The 23,755-nt window shown below is 28.1% G+C and carries 22 protein-coding genes and 5 pseudogenes; 3 read left to right on the top strand and 24 right to left on the bottom strand.

Features of this window, described 5'->3' with window-relative positions; translation table 4 throughout:
- Window positions 1-2 precede the first annotated feature (2 nt).
- The 16 genes and pseudogenes from ACD762_RS06090 to ACD762_RS06015 all read right to left on the bottom strand — a co-directional run.
- A pseudogene (locus tag ACD762_RS06090) lies at window positions 3-2,338 on the bottom strand (ATP-binding protein); the annotation flags it as partial.
- Window positions 2,334-2,726 (bottom strand): annotated as a pseudogene (locus tag ACD762_RS06085) (conjugal transfer protein). The pseudogenes ACD762_RS06090 and ACD762_RS06085, both read right to left, overlap by 5 nt.
- A 55-nt stretch (window positions 2,727-2,781) precedes the next feature.
- Entirely contained in the window at window positions 2,782-4,110 is a 1,329-nt protein-coding gene (locus ACD762_RS06080) for a hypothetical protein (protein WP_423363100.1), read from the bottom strand.
- A gap of 358 nt (window positions 4,111-4,468) precedes the next feature.
- Complete coding sequence (locus ACD762_RS06075; protein WP_423363099.1) at window positions 4,469-5,527, bottom strand: dsDNA nuclease domain-containing protein; 1,059 nt, start codon at window positions 5,525-5,527, stop codon at window positions 4,469-4,471.
- A 77-nt stretch (window positions 5,528-5,604) separates the two neighbouring features.
- Entirely contained in the window at window positions 5,605-6,105 is a 501-nt protein-coding gene (locus ACD762_RS06070; protein ID WP_423363098.1) for an antirestriction protein ArdA, read from the bottom strand.
- A 13-nt stretch (window positions 6,106-6,118) separates the two neighbouring features.
- The gene (locus ACD762_RS06065) at window positions 6,119-6,340 is read right to left on the bottom strand and encodes a hypothetical protein (RefSeq protein ID WP_423363097.1); all 222 of its coding nucleotides are present in this window, start codon (window positions 6,338-6,340) and stop codon (window positions 6,119-6,121) included.
- Window positions 6,341-7,542: pseudogene (locus ACD762_RS06060) on the bottom strand (replication initiation factor domain-containing protein).
- A gap of 226 nt (window positions 7,543-7,768) precedes the next feature.
- Window positions 7,769-8,608 (bottom strand): hypothetical protein, encoded by an 840-nt coding sequence (locus tag ACD762_RS06055; RefSeq protein ID WP_423363096.1) that lies wholly within the window; start codon window positions 8,606-8,608, stop codon window positions 7,769-7,771.
- A gap of 80 nt (window positions 8,609-8,688) precedes the next feature.
- Window positions 8,689-9,819 (bottom strand): annotated as a pseudogene (locus ACD762_RS06050) (FtsK/SpoIIIE domain-containing protein); the annotation flags it as partial.
- Window positions 9,820-10,037: 218 nt separating this feature from the next.
- Window positions 10,038-10,538: pseudogene (locus ACD762_RS06045) on the bottom strand (YdcP family protein).
- Window positions 10,539-10,621: 83 nt separating this feature from the next.
- Window positions 10,622-10,912 (bottom strand): MSCRAMM family protein, encoded by a 291-nt coding sequence (locus tag ACD762_RS06040; RefSeq protein WP_423364717.1) that lies wholly within the window; start codon window positions 10,910-10,912, stop codon window positions 10,622-10,624.
- Window positions 10,913-11,018: 106 nt separating this feature from the next.
- A complete protein-coding gene (locus tag ACD762_RS06035) occupies window positions 11,019-11,291 on the bottom strand; it encodes a SpaA isopeptide-forming pilin-related protein (RefSeq protein ID WP_423364716.1) in 273 nt (90 codons plus the stop codon).
- 71 nt (window positions 11,292-11,362) lie between these two features.
- Window positions 11,363-12,100 carry a prealbumin-like fold domain-containing protein gene (locus ACD762_RS06030; protein ID WP_423363095.1) on the bottom strand — a complete coding sequence of 246 codons (738 nt, stop codon included), beginning with the start codon at window positions 12,098-12,100 and terminating at the stop codon, window positions 11,363-11,365.
- A gap of 32 nt (window positions 12,101-12,132) precedes the next feature.
- The gene (locus tag ACD762_RS06025; protein WP_423364715.1) at window positions 12,133-12,387 is read right to left on the bottom strand and encodes a SpaA isopeptide-forming pilin-related protein; all 255 of its coding nucleotides are present in this window, start codon (window positions 12,385-12,387) and stop codon (window positions 12,133-12,135) included.
- A gap of 42 nt (window positions 12,388-12,429) precedes the next feature.
- Window positions 12,430-12,984 carry a thioester domain-containing protein gene (locus ACD762_RS06020; protein ID WP_423363094.1) on the bottom strand — a complete coding sequence of 185 codons (555 nt, stop codon included), beginning with the start codon at window positions 12,982-12,984 and terminating at the stop codon, window positions 12,430-12,432.
- Complete coding sequence (locus tag ACD762_RS06015; protein ID WP_423363093.1) at window positions 12,985-13,173, bottom strand: hypothetical protein; 189 nt, start codon at window positions 13,171-13,173, stop codon at window positions 12,985-12,987.
- Window positions 13,174-13,413: 240 nt separating this feature from the next.
- On the opposite strand from ACD762_RS06015, the gene ACD762_RS06010 reads away from it, so the two are divergent.
- Window positions 13,414-13,965: a hypothetical protein gene (locus tag ACD762_RS06010; RefSeq protein ID WP_423363092.1), complete on the top strand. Its 552-nt coding sequence runs from the start codon at window positions 13,414-13,416 to the stop codon at window positions 13,963-13,965.
- Window positions 13,966-14,256: 291 nt separating this feature from the next.
- On the opposite strand, the gene ACD762_RS06005 is transcribed toward ACD762_RS06010, so the two are convergent.
- The 8 genes from ACD762_RS06005 to ACD762_RS05970 all read right to left on the bottom strand — a co-directional run bounded on the left by ACD762_RS06005 (window position 14,257) and on the right by ACD762_RS05970 (window position 20,263).
- The gene (locus tag ACD762_RS06005; RefSeq protein WP_423363091.1) at window positions 14,257-15,510 is read right to left on the bottom strand and encodes an ISL3 family transposase; all 1,254 of its coding nucleotides are present in this window, start codon (window positions 15,508-15,510) and stop codon (window positions 14,257-14,259) included.
- 170 nt (window positions 15,511-15,680) lie between these two features.
- Window positions 15,681-15,995, bottom strand: a complete 315-nt coding sequence (locus tag ACD762_RS06000; RefSeq protein WP_423363090.1) for a cupin domain-containing protein — start codon at window positions 15,993-15,995, stop codon at window positions 15,681-15,683.
- A 121-nt stretch (window positions 15,996-16,116) separates the two neighbouring features.
- Window positions 16,117-16,278, bottom strand: a complete 162-nt coding sequence (locus ACD762_RS05995) for a hypothetical protein (RefSeq protein ID WP_423363089.1) — start codon at window positions 16,276-16,278, stop codon at window positions 16,117-16,119.
- 114 nt (window positions 16,279-16,392) lie between these two features.
- The gene (locus tag ACD762_RS05990) at window positions 16,393-16,818 is read right to left on the bottom strand and encodes a GNAT family N-acetyltransferase (RefSeq protein WP_423363088.1); all 426 of its coding nucleotides are present in this window, start codon (window positions 16,816-16,818) and stop codon (window positions 16,393-16,395) included.
- Between the two features lie 166 nt (window positions 16,819-16,984).
- Window positions 16,985-17,671, bottom strand: coding sequence for a hypothetical protein (locus ACD762_RS05985; RefSeq protein ID WP_423363087.1), 687 nt, complete (start codon window positions 17,669-17,671; stop codon window positions 16,985-16,987).
- Complete coding sequence (locus ACD762_RS05980; protein ID WP_423363086.1) at window positions 17,671-18,435, bottom strand: DUF5058 family protein; 765 nt, start codon at window positions 18,433-18,435, stop codon at window positions 17,671-17,673. The genes ACD762_RS05985 and ACD762_RS05980 overlap by 1 nt, the downstream gene beginning before the upstream one ends.
- Before the next feature lie 13 nt (window positions 18,436-18,448).
- The gene (locus ACD762_RS05975) at window positions 18,449-19,618 is read right to left on the bottom strand and encodes a M20 metallopeptidase family protein (RefSeq protein WP_423363085.1); all 1,170 of its coding nucleotides are present in this window, start codon (window positions 19,616-19,618) and stop codon (window positions 18,449-18,451) included.
- A gap of 231 nt (window positions 19,619-19,849) precedes the next feature.
- A complete protein-coding gene (locus ACD762_RS05970; protein WP_423363084.1) occupies window positions 19,850-20,263 on the bottom strand; it encodes a MarR family winged helix-turn-helix transcriptional regulator in 414 nt (137 codons plus the stop codon).
- Between the two features lie 82 nt (window positions 20,264-20,345).
- Between ACD762_RS05970 and ACD762_RS05965 the strand changes: the two genes are divergently transcribed.
- On the top strand, window positions 20,346-21,491 hold the full coding sequence (locus ACD762_RS05965) for a M20/M25/M40 family metallo-hydrolase (protein ID WP_423363083.1): 1,146 nt from the start codon (window positions 20,346-20,348) through the stop codon (window positions 21,489-21,491).
- A 271-nt stretch (window positions 21,492-21,762) separates the two neighbouring features.
- Entirely contained in the window at window positions 21,763-23,262 is a 1,500-nt protein-coding gene (locus ACD762_RS05960) for a helix-turn-helix domain-containing protein (RefSeq protein WP_423363081.1), read from the top strand.
- Window positions 23,263-23,755: the final 493 nt, after the last annotated feature.

Genomic DNA, 23,755 nt, shown 5'->3' with positions numbered 1-23,755 from the left:
TTATTAATCAAACATTGTCCGTTCTCTAAATTACGAAGTCGCTTTTGATTATTTTCATCTACTTTATCAACTCCAAAGAATTCTAGTGTTTTTTTAATTTCATTAATATCAGTAGAACGGAAAGCAAACTTCAATCCTAAATTATTCTTTAACTTCTCATCAAATAAATCATCTGAATTTTGCGTTACAAAGTACACCACAGCATTCATTGCTCGACCAACCTTCACTAACTTCATAGAAAGTGTTTTTCCTTGTGCCACTTGCAAGAAAGAATAAGCCTCATCTAAACAACGATTTTAAAGATAGAACGGTCTGTGTGGATGAAATCATGAGAAAACGTACTAATATCAATTAGCATCGCAGCACTTAATAGCTCCATGGTTGTGTATTCTAAAAAATTAGAGGAAGCATCAGGTAAGACAAGGTCAGCTACTTGAATAATATTTAACTGTTTTTCTAAACTAATGGATTGTGTAATCGTTCCATCACTGAATAGAAGATGAGCAAGATCGTAATCCGTAAAACTTCCAATATGTTCTGCAATCGCATTACTTTCTTCACTATTTTCTTTTCTTAGTTCATCAATAACTTTTAGAAGTCATCCTCGTTGTTCATTTAAAGTCACATTACGAATAGCTCTTCTAAGAATTGGAAACTTTATCCCATCCCTTGAAGAAATCCCTGTTAAAAAGGTTAGGATATCAATTGCTAAATTTTCACTATCCTTTGTGTTTTGCAAGATGACATAAAGGTCTAATAATCCTTTATTCTTCGCATCACTGGTTAGATTTACAATGTTAATTTCATGTGCAATTTCAGGAAGTGTTTCTTTCCATTTGCCACGTTCAGATTTTTGGACAAGAATAACTACTTGTCCACCATAAAGAACAGCATAATATACAAGCTTATTATTAGCGAATGATTTACCACCACCTAATGAACTAATGAAAGCAGAGGCAAGTGCATTTGTAACTGATCCTTTTACGCCTTGAGATGCAATGGCAGGTTTCAAATACACATTTCACCCTGTGTCTAAGTTATATCCAACATAGATGCCACACGCTCGCCTAACATTTGTGTTGCACAAAACCAAGACTGGCAATAAAGTCTGAGGTTACGTATTGAATATAATCATTCATGTAACGTTTACTAGTAAATAGAAATTCACTATGAAGTACTAGCATATCCCCAAAAGGTCGAACAAGCTAGATACTCATATCATCGTAAAAATCTTTTACTTCATTGCATATTTTTGTTAGTTCTTCCAAAGTAGATGTAGATTCACGAATCAAATAACTTAGTTTGTACATGAATTCATTACTAGCATCTAGTGTTGTTTCAAGTTCATTGACACTATCTAATGCATCCAATATATTATTGCTGATATCATTATCACTTTCATAAGCGTGAGAATCTAAATCTTTTAGCTTCTTTTTCTTATTACGAACGGTAGATAATGCTTTTTTATTACCGACAGTTTCAATGCTCATTGAAGTATCAATAGGGAATGTAAATTGTTGTTGCTTATAATAGAAGATTTCACTTGATGGAAAATCTAGTCCTCCAATAATAGGGTTAATCGTAAAGCAAGCAACATATGATGTTTCATGCTCATTTGATATTTTGATATAGAGTTATTTTTCTTCAATTAAGCATCTTGTTGGTTTAAGTAAGTCACACCGCTTAACTAAAGTCTTACCATTGATTTTTTCAGTGGGTAAATGATACTCATAATTTTTCATATCCTACTTGGTGTTGATTGTATAAGTGGTCTAAGATATTGCCGAAATCATCTTGTCTAATTTTCTAATCTTGAATCTTCTTGATATCTTACTTTCCAATAGATGTTCCATTTTCATGAATCTATTTACTTCATCATCATTCATGTAGATAAAGTCACCCATTAACTTGTTACTTGCTCCATTTAGAAAATCATAGATTGCAAGATATAGTTCTTCATCAATACTTTTAATACTTAGTTCTTGCTCATTTAATAGTAGTTTAAAGCCAATAAAAAAGCGATAGTTTACTTGGTATTCACCAATCATAGAAACTAATGCTTCACTCTTTTCATCTATTTTTTGATATGCAATGTCTTTTAGTTTCCAGTTACTTCTTTTGGGGATTGCTCTTGCACCTCTTTGATACTTGATTTCATACTAATATGCAGTGCATGGATTTTGTCATCACGATTTTGTGCAATCAGTTGCCTGAAATTATCATGTACTATAAATTTCTGCTCAAGAGATAGAAAAGAATAGTTGTAGGGTATTAATTCATAATAGGCAAAACATTTTCTTTGATGATTAAACACCAAATTGTTTTCAATATATTTAATTTGATAATTCTAACATTTCATTCCTAACTGTTGTAATATGTTCATTTAATTTTATGGTTTCACATTGTAACTTTTTACCTTCATAAGATATTTTTGGTTTTACAAGGTAGGAGATAACAGACTATAGAAATCCATAGGGTTTCTTACCATAAAAACTTTTCTTACTCATAAACCAAGTAATTCCAATAGGAATATCTGTATATTTTAAAATTGCACCATCAACCCAAGAGAGTGGTGGTACATTACTAAATAACATCACTACAAAGAGTGACAATACAAACCATGTCATTTGTGTAAATGTAACCGGAAATGGTAAGTTTAAACCATTAATTGCATATATGACTTTTTCTACCAACCAGATACTGGTGTAACTTCTTATTTTTTTCATTTTGTTTCCTTTTTTTAAAATAAAATAAGAGCCACATAAGGCTCTTATAGTATAATTATCGTATTTCCATCAACTTGTCTAGTAACCAAATATGTTCATTGTAATCATCATTATTTAGAAGTTTATATTTTTGATTAGTAAGTTTTATAATGTTAATATTTTCTCCAAAGTTATTTTGTTTCGTTTCGAAACCTAATGTTGAAATAATGTGTTGGGTATTATCAAATTTACAATCTGATAAATATTTAAAAACTCTTTCATCATTATCATCGTCTAATTCCGCTCCAGCTGGGCTATCCAAAATTATTGGAAATCTGATAACTGAATCGTTGAACAAATATTTAAGTTTAAGAAGGTTGAAGTGCCAAATTAATGTAATAATAGATTTGTTACTACCTTGAGCACTTAAATTTTTGCTAACTCCTTGTATATCTTCATCTGTAATTTCAGACAAGCTGAAATTCATAGCATCTGATTTCATAAATTCATAATATTTCAAATCTATTTTCTTTTTCTTGTCAGTATATTCTGTTTTCTTTTTTTTCAATATTTTAAGTTTGTTTTCCTCACTATTTGATTTGCTTATTAAGACATTTTCATCTCTAAGTAACTTTGTTTTTATATTCGAGTACCCTTGGATTTTAAGAATTTCTTCCTTATTAATAGATATAGCATTAATTTTTGATTCATACTCAGACAACAGTTGTAGAAGTTCCTTATAGTGTTGTTCCTCTTTTTCAATTTGAACGAACAGAACATTTAAATCCCCTTGAAATTCAATTTTTAATGATGTTAAATCTTCTTCATTAGAATATTCATTAGCTCTTAAATCAAAAGTATCTTCAAGAACACTATCACAATGGGGACAGGTATGGGAAGACTTGATCGTTTTCAAATTTCTATTTACTAGTTTTATATTTTTATCAATTTCTTTTAACATCTTTTCTAACTCAAATTTTGTATTTCTGTATTGTGTAAGTTTTTCTTTTGCTTTATTTAATTTATTATAAATACTTTCATAATGTTTTTCATTTTTCTGAATTTCATATTCTAAAGTATCAGAGTTAGTAGAGGGTATGCTATTATTTGATTTCATATCTTCATTTATTTTGTTTATTAAATTATTTATAAGTGCTAGCTCTTCTTTTAGACGGGAAATTTTGTTAGTACAGGTATCAATTTGATTGATTAAATTGAAATACAGTTCATCTAATACCCCGAAATGAGTGAAAATTAAATCTGTTTTAAAATCTTTAAACTGCTGTAGTGAGCCAAAAGAGTTGAATTTGCTACCATCCATTTTATCTTGGTCAATATAATTTAACAAGTATGCATATGCAGGTGGTGCTATCACAAGTTCATTTGAACCTCTTTTCGGCAACATAATTTTGAATTGAAATAGCTCATATAGTTTTTCAGCGAGTTCACTGGCACTTGTAGTCATTAAGAGTAAATCATTGTTAGAATTAAAAATCTTAAATAGTTTACAAGTTCTTAATATAAAATAAATATTATTTTTAATGGAGAATTCCAAAATAAATATTTTTTGATTTTGCTCCAACATTTTATCAAAAAATGGCTCTGCTCCAAGTGTATAGTAAATGCTTTTAAGTATAAGTGATTTACCCCTCTTGTTCCCGTCTACCTGACTTGAGGTAATTATGTTTATATCTTTAGAAAATGCAACATGTTTTGCGATTTTTTCGCTATTTGAGTATATATATAGGTTATTGATAATAAGACTATTCATACATATTTTCCTCCCATTTTTTTAAAGTAATCAATACTAAAGTTTTTTTGTCTATAGTTGAATATTCGATTGGAAATAATGCGTTGCTTTCATCGACCAATAAATCAATTGTTTCAAGAATTGAGTCTTGCAATTTATCCTCACTGATTTTTTCGAGAATACTCAGCTCTATTGATTTACGTTGTTCATCATTTTGTAAATCGTATACCATTCTCTTTAGGGATTCTTTCCATTTTATTCTATTTTTAAAATTTGTAATATGTGTACTTATTTCACATTTACATAAATCTGTAATTTGTTTATTTTTTTCTGTGAATCTATTTAGAATTTCTTCGATTTTATGTCCTGAAAGTGATTTTTTTTCTATAAGCTCATCATATGTTTGACATGATTTTTCATAACATGCTTTACTTTGAATTTCATCTGTCAATAAATTGAATAATACTTTTGGTCTAAGTAATTCTTCATTCATTGTCTCTTCAAAAAAATAAGACGTTCTTCCAAGTAATATTTCATGTGGATTTTCAATAGGGATGTCAGTCTTGATGTAATAAATATTATCAAGACAAATATCTGATTTTTCAGGAAATTCATTATTTAAATTTTTTTTAATTATTTCTTGCTGTACTTTTGTTAATTCGCTAAATGGGATTTCGACATTATACTCTGTCACTGAATTTAATTCTTTTAGAGCATGATTAGAAACTATAGCTAGTTTTGAAGTTGGAGCATTATTTTTCTCATCTTCTAACCTCAAAGAATACAGTTTTCCAAGAATAGAGCTGACTTGAATATCTTTGCTTTTTTTTCGTTCACATAGTTTCGCAACCGTATGTTGTTTTTTAGATGAAGTTTTAACTTGATAAAATTCAAATGTTTCAGTTGTATGTAACTCTATATCGCAAACATAGTCAAAAATAACTTTGAAATCTTTATTTTGCTTATATTGAGTGAAGATTTTATCAAGCCCCCAAAGTAATTCTACTCTAAATCTATTTTTAGTCCTTGAACCAGCTAAATCAGATGTATATCTCATATAGTGCTCTTTCATAAGTTCACCCCTTATTATAGTTTTTTTAATTATACCAAAAAAGAGTCTGCTAATCTATAAGCCGTTTTAAACTAATATTAATTATATTCCAAAACACCATTTTTGCTTAGAATATAATTACCTTCAATATCTAAATCTCTTCCAAGTTTCATGTAATCGATATATGGTTCTAACTTATCTGATATTTCTCCAAAAAGTCTTAGTTCTTCGATAAAATATCGTGCTAAATCTTCCGTGGAATGACAATCACTATAACAAATAATGTCAACTTGATGTTCAATGATTTCATCTAATATATTAAACCAATTATTCATAATTTCATCTATACAATCATAAATTGGTGTTCCTTCAAGCTCCTGAAGTTTTGATGCAAGTTCATTTAATTCATTTATTGATGTATACTCGCTGATCTTAACTGGTAGCTCGTAATCATGAATTGCAAATTCCTCATATTCGTCATTTAGCCCAATTGTTTCTTTTACTTCTTCAAAATCAACGGGTAAATTAAACCACGCACCGACTATTTCACCTTCATTGTATTTGCCAAGATTGGTAATATAAACACTTAACTCGTTCATTAAATACTCCTTTCTATGCCCCGATAATTTTGTTGAAAATACTTAGTAATACATCTTTAACACCACCAGCGTTATATACTAATCCAACTGCAATCAATGCGATTACCAGAAATCCAATAAGTTTTGAAAACTCACGTTTAAATCCTAAAAATAGTACAATAACTACAATTGCTAGCAATACTAGGGATTGTGCATTACTTAAAAACCAATTATATAAATTTTGTCCGAAATTCATTTAATCATCTCCTTTGCGTATTAAATTTACTACTTCTATCGAAGTAGTAGCTTGTGCAATGATAACTTTATGTTTTGAAGATAACTTTACGTGCTTTTCTAAATCTTGATAAATTGTTGTATTTAATTCTTTATCAATTTTTTTTAATGTTTTGATAGTAGGCATCACTTGTTTGCTTAGTCAATGAATTGTTTTGTTAATGGAATATGGTTCTGGTTTTGTAGTAAATCTTAGTTTCTCACGATTCTTACCGATGAAACAATCCCACATAGTGCTGTTTTTCCAATCCTTTTTTCTTTGTTGATATCTTCATCTACAAATCTCACATATCGGTTAATAATGGAAAAGCAGGTTCGTTCAACATCTTGATAGGTTATTAAGTCAATGATAGCTTTATTTGCTAGTTCACTTTTTAATCGTATTTCAAAAGATTTTTAATTTCTGCCTCCTCTATTGGAATGTTGTTCTTAATGTACTGTTCATAATCTTTTTCATAGATACAAAAATGAAGTTTGCTTTGCATTGAACCAATATATAATGTACTGTCCATTCCATCGTCATTAATTGGTTTTGAAATTTCTCCTGATTCCGTATTTTTAAAACTACGAAAAACTGAAATGCATTCACCATTTTTTGATTTGGTGATTAACTCAGGAATTGAAAATATTCTAACTTTATCGTTGATTGCTAAATCAGCTCGTTTAAATACACCTTTTGCAATTTAGCAATCAAGAAAGAAGTCATACTATGTTCTACTTTGTGTTAGCAGAAAACATTAAAATTGTCTACATCCTTTTCCTTTGAGTTCAACCAAAACTCCTTTTTGAATATCATGGCTTGCTAAGACAATAATATCACCATAATAATAATGTTCATCGTATGAATAGAATCCATATACTTCATGAGACATAAACTCGAATTTCAACCCCAAAAAATGTTTCAACAACTTCTTTAGTATCAATTGTTGGAAACCTTATTCTCATATAGTCAAACATCATTTCAAGTGTGAGAATAGGGTTTAGTCTGTCTATGGTATCATCAAGTAATTGTTTGATTGCTTTTGTTGGTTCTACACGACCATTTTCAATCCTGCTAAGATATTCTCTTGTAATACCGCTAGCGACTGCTAATTTATGTTGGGAAACACTATAATCGATTCTTTTAGACTTTAGTGTTTCAAACCATAGTTGCTTTATTGTTATACCTCCATTCTAAATGTGTGACATTTACTTAAATATGTCACATCAATAAAAAAGCCTTGAAATCAGCTAATAATAGGCGTTTCAAGACCTTTTGTCGTTGTAATTTATCGTTTTGTGCCCCTCTGTTAGCTATGATGGGCTATTCACTGTGTGGCAAATGCCCCACAGTATATTTTGTTTTTTTACGACTTTCACTTCGTACGTCATCAAAACAAAATACTAAGATTTACTTGAAGTATAAATCTGTGTAAATCTTTTCATTAAAGGAATCAGACTTTTTCCCACCAGTGATTATCTTTCCTCTAAAAAAAATGGTAGGGAACATTCCAGTATCTAAATACTTAGTAATGTTTGAAGTCCCGCTACGTTTTGAAAGCATAGGGATGTTTGAATATATTTTTGGTAAAGTGCTGTCGATAAACTCAATTTGCACCATGTCCTTCTTATCGTTAACTCTTGTTAGCTTGGCTTTGCCATAAAATATTCTATCTTTTCCCCACGGAAAGAAGCGACTTGTTGATTTAATAAATAAATCATTAAGTGATAGTGTTTCATCATTGATTTTGAGAATTTTATCAATTTTTGAAATATCTTTATCTTTGTTTAAGTTGATAAAACTTTCTAGTGAATAATAATTATGTGCTTCTTTTCTTACTTGTTTACTGGTAGAAGATGAACTTCTTGATTTCTCTCCTTGTGATTCTGATTCGATATCACTATTTTTTTCAGTATGTGATGCTTGTGGTATAGATTTAACCATTTTAATCAATTCATTTTTACTAATAACGGTTTTTGCATCCTGAGTTTCAGTTTCAATAAACTGTTTTTCCTCTTTCAGCGTTACTTCACTACATCCAACCTCATGCCAGCGCTCATTTGTCGAAACACGAAAGAAATCTCTTTTCCCTGGACTATCCCAGTTAGAACAAGTTAGTGATACGCCACATTTTTTATCACAACATTGGAAGTTGTGTTTATCCACTAGCACACCAGTACGTGCAAGCTTTAACGCTTCTTTAGCTGTAACATTTTTTCTTAATTCCAAACTATATGCTCTTTCTGCCATAAAATCATCCTTTCTTTTGTTTTATTATACCAAAAGAATTATGACAATTCATCATTTTCATTGATAGGTGTCTTGAATGAAATAGACTTTAGAAAGATATAATCAGTTGGGATTAGTGGGGTATAGAATTCACTGATTACATTTGTTCCAACATCAATGTATCCTCGTCCTTTGATTTGTTTTATGAAAAAGTCTTTATTTGTTTCTCCAAACATCATGTTATATTCAAGGTCAGACATTCCCCCTAATGCGATTCTCATATTGAATTGGTCTTTAATTCCATCACCTAAATATTTTGCGTCAGGTCGTTGACAGGCAAGAATTAAGAAGAATCCACTTTGTCAACCAAGCATTACAATTTGCTTTAGCTTAGACATAACATCTGTAGATTCACAACCGATAGCATCCATGAATGCAACATACTCATCAAACACTAAGAAGTTTGCAGATAAACCTAGATAAGCGTAGTTTTCACCTGTTTTATAACCACTCATTTGCTTCATCTGTTGATTACGTTCCATCATGTCATCATAAAATTTATTCAAGCAAGAAATCATATCTTCTTTTTTGTGGTACACGTTGGGAATTATAACATCCAAATCTGTAAGGTCACTGTTCTTAGGGTCAAGGATATATAGGTTTGCACTTGTTTCTGCTAATGCCTTGATTAAGGTAAAATGAAATATGTTTTTCCACCACCAATTCCACCAGCCAAGAGCATATGGGGAAGATTATCAAAATCTCAGTATACATTTTTCATCAGCCTAAGTTTTCCATTATTAACAGTTGCATCATCAATACTAATTCGATTGCTGATTGTATCATAGAATATTACATATTCTACAAATGAATCTTTCAATTCTTTTGATACTAACTCACAGTAGAATCTAATTTCCAATTTTTTCTCCAAGTGAAGAAATTGATCTTGGTATTTACCAAGGACAATCTCAACTTGAATATGAAGTAAACCATTTTTCATTTGATAATATATTCTTGGAAACTTAGTAATTTTTTTTTGATTGACTACTTTTTAAATACTCAAAAAATCTAGATGAAGGAGTAGTATAAGCTTCGTACCATCCATTTTCTAAAATCATTCTTGCTATTTTTTGTCTGTGAACTAATTGCTTGAAGTGGTCGATTTTATATTTCCGATACACATATAATAAATGTATTAGTAAAAGCATAAATGTGATTAGGTTTATATAAAGTAGGAAACATTAAAGTCACTAAAATTAGCATCTAGTAGTTTTAACTTTTCCCATTCTATACTGGTAAGTGATTTAGCATTAAAAATAAAGGTTGTTATTAAAAACATTGTGCTGGCAACTATTAGAAAAAACATGAGTACAAGTTGATTATCTCTTGCGCGAATTTTCTTATCACGATACTTAAAAAATCTAATAAACTTCGCCTAATTTTCTATCCCTTAATCTTTTTTATTTATAGGAGTAGCAGATGTAGTTTTATTGTTTTTCAGAACAATATTATCTGCCTTTACGTACCAATCTACATTTGCGCCTTGAAATGTTGCTGTAGCTACTGTGTCAGCAATTGGATTGATTAATTCTACTTCTGTATTGTAATCAAATTTCTTTTCGCCAGCAGATGCTGGAATACTAACTTGAATCATGCAACCTTGTGCTCTGGATTTCAAATCATATGTACGTTCCTTAATTTCATTTGAAACCGTTCTATCTTCATTTTGTAACTTTACTTTATCTTCAGGTTAAAATTGTTTTTCGCCAGCTTGTGCTGGAAGAATTACAACAATATCATCAGCTCGTTGAACATCTGAATACAGATTATATTTTCTTGAAATAGTGGTCTGTTTTCCATTAATTCTTCTCTGTTCGATTTCACCTTAACTGGCGTATTCTAAGTTTCCAAACGTTTTCTCTATATTTGAAATTACATGTTTTAATATCATAATTTTTACCTCTTTCTATTTTGAATTTTTATTTTAATTATATATTTTACAGTAGGAGAGCGAACATTATTCAAAGGGAGTACCTAATCTTTCTTTTTAGGTTTTAACTTTAAATAAAGAAGTATTGTTACGCTTGTGATTAATAAGATTCCAAACAATCCAACTAACATTCCTCTTATATCTCTAGTTTGTGAGTGTTTTGCATATATTTTTGCATTTTCCAATTCTACAACAATAATTTCATAGTTATCTTTGATTTCAAATTTTACTAGTCTATCATTTAATGGATATCCATTAGGTGATCCATATTCTTGAAAGTAGTAAGTACCTCTTGGTAAGTCATTCACAACAAAGAATCCTGCATCATTTGTGATGCCTTGCTGATAATATTTTTATCTTTATCCAGGCATTTGTATCTTTGCTCCTGTAAGTAGTCGCCAGTATAGAAGTCAATTTTCTTTAGTTTTCCTGTAGCTTTGATTAAATCGTTTTTAATCTCAAATAGGATTGGTTCAACTTCCTTATCATTATTTTGCTCTGTGATCAATTTACCTGTATGGTCGTAGCTTGCAGACTATCTTTTGTTGAAATAATTTTAATAGGGTTAAGACTTAACACATAATCAGTTGTTGCAGGTTTTTGTTCTTTTAAATAAAACGTACCAACTGGAACAGTGGTAAATTTTCCAATAGATTGCTTATTAATCGTTACAGTCTTAATGATGTCGCCATGTTCATCTTCTAAAGTGAAGATTGTACCTTTTCCGTTTCTTCATATGAGAAAGTGTACCCATCTTTTTCAGCAATCGTTGTTACTTTATTTAATTATCTAATGCTAAATCTATTGAAATGAAGCTTATTTAAAATAGGCACAACATCAGCTTGTATTAGAATTTCTCTAGTAGCGTTATTGTCTTCTGAAATAAACTCAAATTCATACCTACTAGTATTGATATCATGGAATGCTCCTGAATCTAGTTCCTTGAAATAGTATTGTCCATTGGGCAATTGGATATTGATATCTAGCTCACCATTTTTTACAGTGCAATATGCAAGCAAATTATCCTTTTCTAAGAATTTATCACCTAAATCAAAGTCTTGATTACTATATAACCCAAACACCTTATTATTCGCCTTTATTTCGCTTATTACAGGTTGATTGTCTTTCCACTTGATGATGGTTTCTTCATTCTTAAATACTTTTAATTTAAGTGTTTGAAAATCATTCTTTACTATTGCATTTTGACTAGTAAACTCAATCTGTTGCCCTTGGTATGTGAATTCAAATGGGATAGGAGTTTTATCAATGATATATACATGTGAAGCAGAGAGTTCAACTACTTCATATTTACCCAAAAATAAAGGTGGCATGTCCATTAACTTTCCATCTTCACCAGTTGAAACAGTTGCAAAAATATCGTCATTTTTAGCATGTGTAGTAACACCTACGACAATATTCTCTTTCGCTCGTATTTCAAAGGTAACAACTGCAATAGGAGAATCATCAAATATAAGCTGATGAAGATTACCATATTCAGATTCAATGATATCAAAGTCTAACATCTTTTTCCATACTTTGTAATATCTAATATTCCTTATTGTAGTTTATTATCAAATTTAACTTTTACAGTTTTGTTGGGTTCAAGAATGAATGTCTTAAGTTCGCCTTTATTAAAATATCCATTAGAAGCAGTAACTTCTGTAACTGTTACTTTTGTTCCCTCAGGAATATTTTGTATTGTAGCCAATCCATTTGCATCAGTGATAATATCTTGTGTTTTATTTAGATATGAAAATCTTAATTTAGGTCCAGTAAGTGGTTTATTAGTAACTTCATCAACTTTAGTAATTTCAAGATTACCTAACTTGATTACATTTAATTTGATATTTGCTTATATATTTTGTTCTAAATGAAATTCTACAAGAGTTTGATGTTGAGGTTTCTTATAAACGATGGATGCATCTATTTGATTTGTAGGAACTTTTTTATAAGTAATTGCCCCATCATTTGAAGTAGCACTCGGAGTGATTTTCAGTTGATTTCCATTAGCATGTAATTGTGCTCCTGTTGGATTAGATGCTAACTGTATTCTACTAAATATACCACTAGCATCTGTTAATGTAATACTATCACCAACTTTTACATCAAATTGTTCATCATGCCATGATGGCAGAGTGTTATAGTTATTCACTTGTGCCATCATCTGTGCTTTTCTTGTCTGATAATTTGGAATGTTACTTGATTTGTAAGTATCACCAAGTGCTTCCCATATCATGACCTGTGTAACTGCATAGTCATAATCTGATTTACTAGTTAAGGTATATCCATAATATGCAATCTTGGAAAGTAATTCTTTATTTGAAGAAGTAAAGTTTGAAGGGATGTATCCATCTCCTGAATTTGTGTATATTCCTGATTCAATACAGAAAACATACTTACCATCCATTTATAATTTCCAGATGTTATCATTAACTGTATTTCCAGTGATTGAACTTACACCACTGTAGGCGTAGTTTGTTTTTTCTATTGCTAGATTACTTGATGCATGAACTGATGTAGTAGTTGCAAATAAACTTGTAACACCAATCAGAAATGCGAACAGCAATCCAAATATTGATTTTGTTTTTTTATTCATGTAAAATTTCTTTTCGTTTTAGAATTAAAAAAACATTTCTAAACTAAATAGAAATGCTCTTCTGATAAATAAAAATTTTAGTTTTTCTAGAGCTTTAAACTTCATAGAGAAACTTAATTTTCTTGATTTGCTTTTGAATTAGTAGTATTGGTATACTTATCAAATATGATTCGAATATATATAATATTTCCTGATTATGATATAATAATGATAATAAACTAATCAAAAAGGAGGGAGAAGATGAGTAGCTATAGTGAGAATCTGCTAAAAACTGTTATCGACAACTCAGAAGCAAATAATTGGGACAGTGCAGTTTTAGAATGGGATATTCTAGATTGTGAGGAGGATGACTTTAACAAGTCATCATGTGTTTGTGGTAAAGAAAATATAAAATATTTATACAGCATCATTAATACTTTAAATAATAATGTTATATTTCCGATTGGCAGTACTTGCATTACAAAGTTTGAACGTGAGGACTTAAATGAAAAAACATCTATAAATGAAAAGATGTTTCAACTACTACATTCAATCGAAGATGGGAAATTTATCAGTCTAACATCTGAATTTTTCTCAAGGAAGTTACTAACACACTTCTATGAGGAAGGTGTTTTCCAAGCAAACCAATACAATGATTTTAATCCGGAGAAGGATTATAATTTTATGATGAAGATGTTTAATAAGAGAAGTGAACCTACTGTAAAACAAGCACGTAAGGTACGTGGGATTATTGTCGCTGCAATAAAGCCGTATTTAGAAGAACTTTTAGAAGGAAAAATAAAAAGACAGTAACTAATGTAAATTACTGTCCTTGAATATTGGTTAGATAATAGTTCTAAATAGAGTGGTGTATATTGCACCAAAAATTGCACCATTTTTCTTTAAAATACGTTCTCTTATCTTACTTAATATACCCCTATAATCCCTTATTTTACGCTATATTTCGTTATATCACGCATCTAAGTTAGGGAGTGGGAATAGAATACAAAGGCTTTCTGTCAAATAAGGTGTAATTTTACAATTTGATACATGATTTAGTACAGGATATAACAGAAATGTTATATCCTTTCTTTTATGCTTTTTCTATACAATTAATAATTCTTGTATCATTATTCTAGTTTTTAATCTTTCAAATCTTCTAAAGCCACAAGATATTGTTCCTTCTATTATTCTATTATTATACTTAATACTGAAACTATCTTTAATATATTCATAATACTTAATAAAGGTAGATATACAAGTTTTAATTTTATCTGAAGCTAATTTATTAGGCTGATCAATTGTTTTCTTAAACATTTCCATATTATTGTATTTTAAAGAAAATAGTAAATCTTGATATATTTCATAATTATTTTTAAAGTCCTCATTATTCTCGATTAAATAATTTATAATTGCTTTATTGTTTGTAAACTTATAATTAAAGGTTGCATGCTTAAACATCACTTCTGAAAGATTCTCTTTTAACTGTAATATAGGTTTCCAAAAATTTTTGAATTTATTTCTGTTTTTTTCATCTGCATTCATAATTGCAACTCTAGTTTTATTAAAGGCTCTAGTTAAATTTTGATATATATGAAATCTATCTAATATTATTTTAGCATTAGTAAAGACATTTTTAATGATTTCAATATAAGGTGTATACATATCAATTACAATATATTCAACATTATCAATAGCATCTTTTGTATAATAGCTAAAATAGTTCTCTAAGTAAGCTTTTTGCCTGTTTTCTACGATATCTAGTAGCTTTCTTTTTTCACCATCCATAATAACAAAGGACATATTGCCATCAGCATCTTTAGTAGATTTAAACTCATCAAAATGAAGTACTTTTGGTAAATAGGATTTAATAGTAGTAGATTTAGCAGCCTCTGCATAAGTATCTAATACTCTAAAAACAGAATGTGTAGATACATTATGATCTTGAGCAATATAAGTACAAGTAAGCATATCAGTTAATTTAAGAGCAATAAGATATTTAACTTTATTAGAAATAAAACATCCAGGATTAGTTAGGGTATTAGCAGGAATAAAAGTTTTATTACATTCCATACATTTGTAACGAGTTTTAGTAAGCTTTAAATAAGCATCAAAACCAGAAACCATAGGTAATTTAATAAGAGATACTTTTTTATTATGTACATAAAATTTATTATGAACTTTATTACATTTAGGACAAACATTATCATTAAAAAATAGAATTCCATAAAAAACTTTAGAAATATTATCTTTAATTTTTTCATCTTGAAATTTATATATGTTAATATTGGAGTCATTAATTCCAATAATTTCTTTTAATTCTTTATTGTTTTTATTAATTATGTTATTATTAATCATGACATTTATCTCCTTAATTTAGTTTTGTCGCTTAAATTATAACAAAGATAAATGTCTTTTTCTTTATATTAACAATTTAAGGGTGGATAACATTTCAAGTAATACTTGAATTTGTTATTCCACCCTATAAATTATAGAACCACTATAATTCAATTGATAGTTTTCTTTTACTATAGTATTGGAGCAGGTGCTTTGACTACAATTAATTCTAAAGTATCTTCATTTAGATTTTTAACATTCATCTTTGTCTTGTTAGGTATTTTAAGTAAAGTACCATTTGAATATTCATTTACTTTTTCATCATTAAGACTAATAGAAAGTTTTCCACGTACTACAGTCATATAAACATTTGAATTTACAAAATGTACTGGTAAACCATCATCTTTATTTAAAACCATATGTAAATATTGAATATTTTCATCTAATAATACTTTTTCAATCACTTTATCATTACCTGTTGATATTTTATATACTTGTTCAATCATATTATTCATCCTCCTATTTACTTAATTGTAACATAGACATATCATGTCTTATTACTGAATTGCAATTCTAATACAAAATGAATACATTTATTAATAGATAATGCAATTATTAGAAAATTATCTATTGATTTTTATTTCTCTTACTAGTTTTATATATTATAAAAATTATTATAAGTAATAAAATAATAGCAAAACCTGCTACTAATCTACTTAAGATGTAAAACATTAATGCTAAAAATCCAATGAAAATAAAGAATGATATTATCGCTGCAATTATAATCATATTTTACCCCCTAATCTTTAATATACTATTATATATCTATAATTATACAATACAAAATCACAATTAATATGTTTATTTATAATGGAAGATAAATTTTATTAATAAGATAAAATATTACTGTTTATTCCAAATCATAGTATATTCAATTTCTTTGTTTATCTCATCTAAAGACTTATCTTTAATTAAAAAATCATTATTAAAATAAAAAGAAATAGCTTGTTTATTTTTTTGGTAGACAGTTAATTCTAAAGTGGAATTATTATTTTTAACATGGTTGATTAGTAGTTGACCAATTCCTTTTTTCTGATAGTCTTCTTTAATGAAGATACCTGCAATATAGTTATTTGTAAGGCCAATAAAACCTACTATTTCATTTTTAACTTTATAAAGATAAATATCACTATTATTAATTGCTGCTTTCACATAATCAAAATTATCATACCAATAATTACTATTAATATAATAATGAGTCTTAATATTAATATCTAACCAAATAGTCATGATTTGATTAATATCTTTATCTGTTGCTTTCTCTATCATAATATAGTCCTTTCTAGCTTGTGTTTACTATATTATACTCTATCTATAATACTTTAATACATATATAATGGAAAAAACACCACTAATATTAAGCTATGGATGTTAACTTAAAAATAGTGATGTTCTTAAAAGGGAATATAAAATTATGGATTATACAATTATATTATTATTTCTTTTTACAAGATCTTTTCCATAGAATATATGATGAACTTACTGATATAACGATGATAATTACTGTTAGAAAAGCAGAAATTAATGCTGAAATATTTGGTCCAACTAATGGAAAGATCACATAGTAGATAATTAATAATGAGATTAAAGGAATTATTGTTTTCTTAGGTGAAGCAATAATATATGGTGCTGCTAAAGCACCCATTAATCCAGGCATTATATTATCAAAACCAGGTTTTAAAATTGGATTTTCAAGAAATGGTGTTAAAAATGGTAGGGCAATTAACCCAATAATTAAAATAATTACTGTAACTATAGAAGTTGATGCTATAGCTATAGTTGAAGCTACTTCAGATTCTTCACTACCTTTAGCAGCACCTAAAGAATTTTGAGCTGATATTGAGGCTGGTAATTTCATATTTGAAATATTACCAGTAACAAAAGATAAATATGATCCTGATGGTCCTAACATTGGTACATATGCAATAAATTCAGCAATTCCTACAACAATCCAAACAGCAGCTACAGGAATTAAAATAGTTATTAACTCTTTAAAGTCTGGATAAACATTTGTAATAAACATTGATGCAAACGGAACACCAATCATTAATAATAAGGCAATTAGATTTGTAACTCTACCTAATTTATGAATTGATTCTAAGTATTCTTCTCTACTTTTCATTATAAAATCACTACTCCTATTCCAAATTGAGATAAAATGATAGCTGCAATCATACCAACTACAATTGCAAGTGGAAAGGCAAACTCACTTAAAGTTCTACTTTCTTTTTTCTTAGCAAATGATGTTAGAGCTAAGAAAGTTGCAGCGCTAATTAAAACAACAATTGCTGATAAAATATTAATTTCATACTTACCAGTAGCTGCAGCAATTTTAGGTAAGAAATATGGTCCACCTAAAGCTACAAGCAAACCTACAAACATTGCAGGTACTAAATGTGGTCCAAAGCTATTTGTATCATTTTCCATCTTAGTAAGCTTTTTAGACATTGGCTTTAAGAAGAAAACTGAACTAAATATTCCTGAACAAATTGCTATGGTCATTGTAAACATCATGATAATAAAACCATTTGTATCTAAACCATCAAAGTTTGGTGCACCAAGAGCTGAGGCAACTTGATTAGCAACCATGTTTTCATACATACCTGATCCAACTACTGAAAGTCTTAACCAAGGAAAGAATTTACCTAAACCAGGTGATAGCATTAATAAGAATATAAGAATAGGTAGTGCAGGAACAATTGCAAATATACCAGAACTTTTTGTAATTCTTTTTAAGTCATTTTTATCAATACCTATTTCTAATCCTCTTGAATAAGCTTTTTTATAAAACAGTATCGATTGTAAGATTACAAATAGGATAACAATTGCACATATAATAAACAATCCCCAACTATTTGCAAAATCTAAATAATTTTCATATTTCATAACAAAATTCTCCTTATCTATCTTCTAAATTGTCTAATATGATTTGCATATGGATTTTAGCTCCAACTAATAATGATTCTTTAGCTACTCTAAACATTGGATGGTGATTAAAATAATCATAACCTTCACCACTGCCACCACCAACCATTAAAAAGCAACCAGGTACTATGTCAGTATAAGCAGAGAAATCCTCTCCACCCATTTGTGGAAACGGCAATTCAATATAGTTATCTTGCCCAATAACTTTTTTAGCTGAGTTAACAGCAGCTTCATAACAATTCTTTTCATTAATTACACTACTGTAACCAGCTATATAATTAATAGATACTTTAGCATCATACATAGCAGCAATATTGTTAACAATAGTTTCAATTCTTTCTTTAACCTTAATTCTAACTTCTTTATTTGTAGTTCTTACAGTACCACTTAAAAAACCATTTTGAGCAATAATATTTGGGGCACTACCAATATTAAACTGTCCAACAGTTACAACAGTTTGATTAATAGTACTAATAGTTCTTGAGACAATTGTTTGTAAAGCACTAACAATTTCAGAACCAACTACAATTAAATCAATGGATAATTCAGGAGTTGAACCATGAGATCCTTTACCACTTAAAGTAATTTCAAAAGTATCGGTTGAAGCAGTTAAAGCATTTAGTCTAGAAGCAACCATACCTGAAGCTAAACTTCCAGCAATGTGAAGACCAAAAATTTCATCTACATTTTTAACAACACCAGCTTCAACTAATTCTCTAGCACCACCTGGTAATAATTCTTCGGCATGTTGAAATATAAACACCATTTTACCAGTTAGTTTATCCTGTATTTTTATTATGGCTTCAATAGCTCCTAATAACATTGCAGCATGAGTATCATGACCGCAGGCATGCATTTTACCAGCAACTTTTGATTTGTATTCAACTAAGGCCTCCTCTTGCATAGGTAAGGCATCAATATCTGCTCTTAATGCAATACATTTTCCTGGCTTTTTAGTATCTAATGTTGCAACAACACTAGTCTTTGTAGGTCTAGTTAAGACTAAACCACCTTCAAAAGATTTTAATACATCATAGATATATTGAGATGTTTCATACTCTTCAAAGGATAACTCTGGATTTTGATGAATATGATTACGCCATTTAACAATATTATCTAAATTAATTAATTCTAAATAATTCATTACAAACTACTCCTTTCAATTAAAACATAAACAAAAAATACTAATATTTAAGCTTATGTTCTCTAACATTTGCCTATATATTAGCATCTTTACTATAGTATATTTTTTATGTTTTAATGAAAGTTAAAAGAATAGTTTAATGACTAAACTATTCTAAATAGAATAAAATGAGAAATTTAGGTAGTATTAACAAATAAAATAATATTATAAAACTATCCTAAACTATTTATACTATCTTTTTATTGTAAACATAATCTCATTTAACATCATTTCTAGATTTACTTGGTTGTAAATACCTACATTTTCTAAAATATTTTTATTAAAGTTTTGAATATATTCTTTGAATTGAAGAGTAATATCTTTACCTTTAGTAGTTAATAATAATATTTTAATCCTTTTATCTTTTTTAGACTCTTGCATAATTACTAATTCTTTAGTTATCAAATTCTTAATTAATTGTGATATCATTGATTTTTTAATATTTAATCTAAAAGAAATTTCATCCTGAATAGATTGATCGTTATCTAAAATATACTCTAGTATTTTAGCTTGAGAAAAAGATATATTAAACTGTTTTAAATCATCCTCTATTTTAGCCTGAATAATCTTATTTAAAGAGAAAATGCCAAAAGATATATCATACATTTATAAACAACTCCTTTTTATGTTATTATATAGATATTATAGTACTTATACAAGAATAAGTATCTTGTAGATTGGAGCTAATATGAACTCATACAATGAAGCAAACTCAGTATTTACTTATGTAAGAAAAATAAGAAAGTATTTAAATGAAAACCCTGAGTTAAGTAATCAAGAAAGAAATACACAGCAAAAGATCATATCAGAACTAAAAGATATGAAAGTTGAGTATGAATTAGTAAGTGATTATTCAGTAATCGCATATGTTAATAGAAGTAAAAGATATAAAAAGAACATAGCATTTAGAGCTGAAATGGATGCATTACCGATTAAAGATATGAATAGTAATAACAATGTATCTCATGCAAGTGGTCATGATATTTCAGTAGCTACACTTTTAGGTACTATTAAAATAATAAGTGAAAATCAAAAAAGATATGATGGGTGCATAACATTTATTTTTGAGTCAAGTTCTCATATATATAAGGATGCTAAATACATAACAAATAGTAATTTACTAAAAGATGTAGACTACTTGTTTAGTTTGTTTTGTATAACAGAAGTAGGAAAGAACATAGTTGGTTGTAATTATGGTTTACAACTATTAGGTTCAGATATAATCGAAATAGATTGGTTTGGACAAGCTCAACCAAGTTCAGCAATATATAATGCTCAAGATGCAATTATGGCAGCAGTTAACTTTAGCGATAACTTAAGATCAAATATTTCTTCTAAATTAACTCCATACAGTTTAGTTCTTGCTACAATTACTAAAATACAAGGTGGATTATTCCATGACATTGTTGCTAACTATTGTGAATTAACATTAAATGTAAGATACAATGATACATATTCTAAACAACTTGCTCATAAAATAATAAATGATTCAATAAACTACAGTGAAAAAAGATTTAATGTAACAACAAAAAATAAAGTAGTATATTCAATACCACCTTTAGTTGCAGATGAAGAGGCAACTAAGTTATTAGAGTTATCAAGTAAAAACATTAATAATAATATAGTATTTCAAAGTAACTTAACTCCAATCTATTCAGAAGCAGTTTCATTTTATGCTAAGAAAATAAAATGCTCACTTGGTTATTATGGTGCTAATAGTAAAGTAAATATAAAATCACCGCTTGCATCAGATAAGTTTGCTCCTGATGAAGAGAGTTTTAAAGTAGGAGTTGCTTGGTACTTAGAATTAGCAAGAAACTACTTACTTAAATAGTAAATCCTTAGTTATATATCTTAGATAAGATATTCAAGATAATGAATAATAATATTACAATTTAAATATATATATTAATTTAAAATATATTAATACATATAAAGTTAGCTCTTAATAGTTTCTTTTTTTGACATTGAATGTGAAAATTAGACAGCGATTTTAAGGGCTTTTTTGTGACATTTTAATAAGATATATTGTTTTTATTAGACATATTATGATAATCTTATAGTTGATTTTATTATATTAAGAACACATACAAGGAGGGTACAGTATGGATAATATCTTCTTTTTACTACAAAAAGATAAAAATATTAAAAGACATATTCAAATATTAAAATGTCTAGGAAATAGAGAGGTTGTTTCATCAAAACAAATCTCTAAAGATTTACAAATACATCGAGGTACTTTAACAACAATAATAAATGAGCTACAAGAAAAATTACCAGATGATATTCAAATAGTTAACGACTTTAGAAAAGGTTATAAACTAGATTTTCCAAGTAACAGATCAATAGATTACTATATAGCAATAATTGCTAGAAGTACTTTATTATATAAGATAATTGATAAATTATTTCATAATGAACAATTAACAGTAACAGCATTATCAAAGCAGTTATATACATCAGAATCTGTTATCTATCGATTGTTAACACATTTATCGACACAGTTAAAACCATATAATATATCAATATCTAAATATAAAGTAAGATTTGTAGGAAATGAATCAGATATTAGATGTTTCTTATTTACTTTTTATCGTTCTTTTATGGATTATTTTTCAACAAGAGAAATAGATGAAATATATAATAGTTCTTATAATCAAACAATGTCAATATTAAATGAAAATGGTTTTGCTTCTTTACATGTAAATGATGCAAAGATATATTTATGGACAGTAATATCAAGAGTAAGAATACTTAATAAATGTACATTTATTCCAAATAAAGATTTAAAAAGAAATATCATAGCTAAAACGTCTTATCAACAATTTAAGGAGATATACTATAATACAGTTGAAAAACTAAAAGTAGAGTTTGATTTAGAAAATACAGTAGTTTCTGAATCTGAAGCTGTTTGGGCTTACTTAGTTAATTTAGATTGTATTGAATATGCAAGTGAACTTGATGGACTTAATATAAAAGTATATCGTGAAGACGATGATCAAGAGTACTTTAATAGTTACATTGAGATGATAAAAGATAGCATGGAGAATAGATTTAAGTTAAGTAACATTACCATAAAAGATTGTATTCCACTAGCAGCATATTTATCTAATACAAAAATGTTAAGTTATGCTTCTTTAAATTTTCAAAAAATTTCAAGTCCATTAAAACATCATATCATTACTAATTATAAGGATACACATAGAATGTGGAGTGAAATTATTAATAGCAATATAGAAAAATTATCATTTATAGTTTCAGTTGAAGATATTGCAGTTACCTTAACAATGCTTACAATACCAATTCTAAATACTCACAAAAAAGAAACAATTAATGTTTTATTCTCTTATGAGGCAGAAGTAGGGTATTCATCAGTTTTAGTTGATGCATCTAAACTTCATATTTTATCAGGAGTATCAGCAGAGTTTTCATTTTCTAAACCTATAACTGCAAAATATATTGAAGATAATAACATTGATATATTAGTTACCAACTTTGAACAAAAAGAAGAAGAACACTTTGATTGTAATATTATTAGATTATCATATATACCTACACCAGAAGAATGGGTGCACCTAAGAAATGAAATAGTAAATACATTCTAGTAAAAAGCCAGTTTAAACACTGGCTTTTTAAAATGTATTAAAGCTAAAATAGTTAATTATTTATTTATATAAAACTAAACATATAAAAGATTATCCCAATTATTATTAAATCGCTTAAGTATTTTATATTTTTTTTATTTCTTAAATACAAGTTTTGTATAATAAAATATATTAAAGTACTTATAATAATAAATAAGTACATTAAAGTAAAATATTTATAGTCAAAGCATGCAATAGCAAGAGAAATTATCAATATATTAATTACATAAATAAAGTAATTTAACTTAATAATAGTTTTCATTAACTTTAATGGATATATTTTATTTTCAAGCATAATCCAATCTTCTTTTGTTAGTTTTTCAAGTATTATAGTTGATGTAATGCATAGAAAAAACAAGTTTACTTGACCTAAAATTTGAAATGAACTCACGGTTTTTAGCAAGCTATATAAAGATAAATAAAATATTCCAAAATATAGATTAAGTCTAAGAAT

Source organism: Mycoplasma sp. P36-A1 (assembly GCF_049478495.1).
In the GTDB taxonomy this organism is placed as follows: Bacteria; Bacillota_I; Bacilli_A; order JAJDGJ01; family JAJDGJ01; genus P36-A1.
Note: the sequence above shows the minus strand (reverse complement) of the source record. Positions and strands in the feature narration are given on the sequence as shown.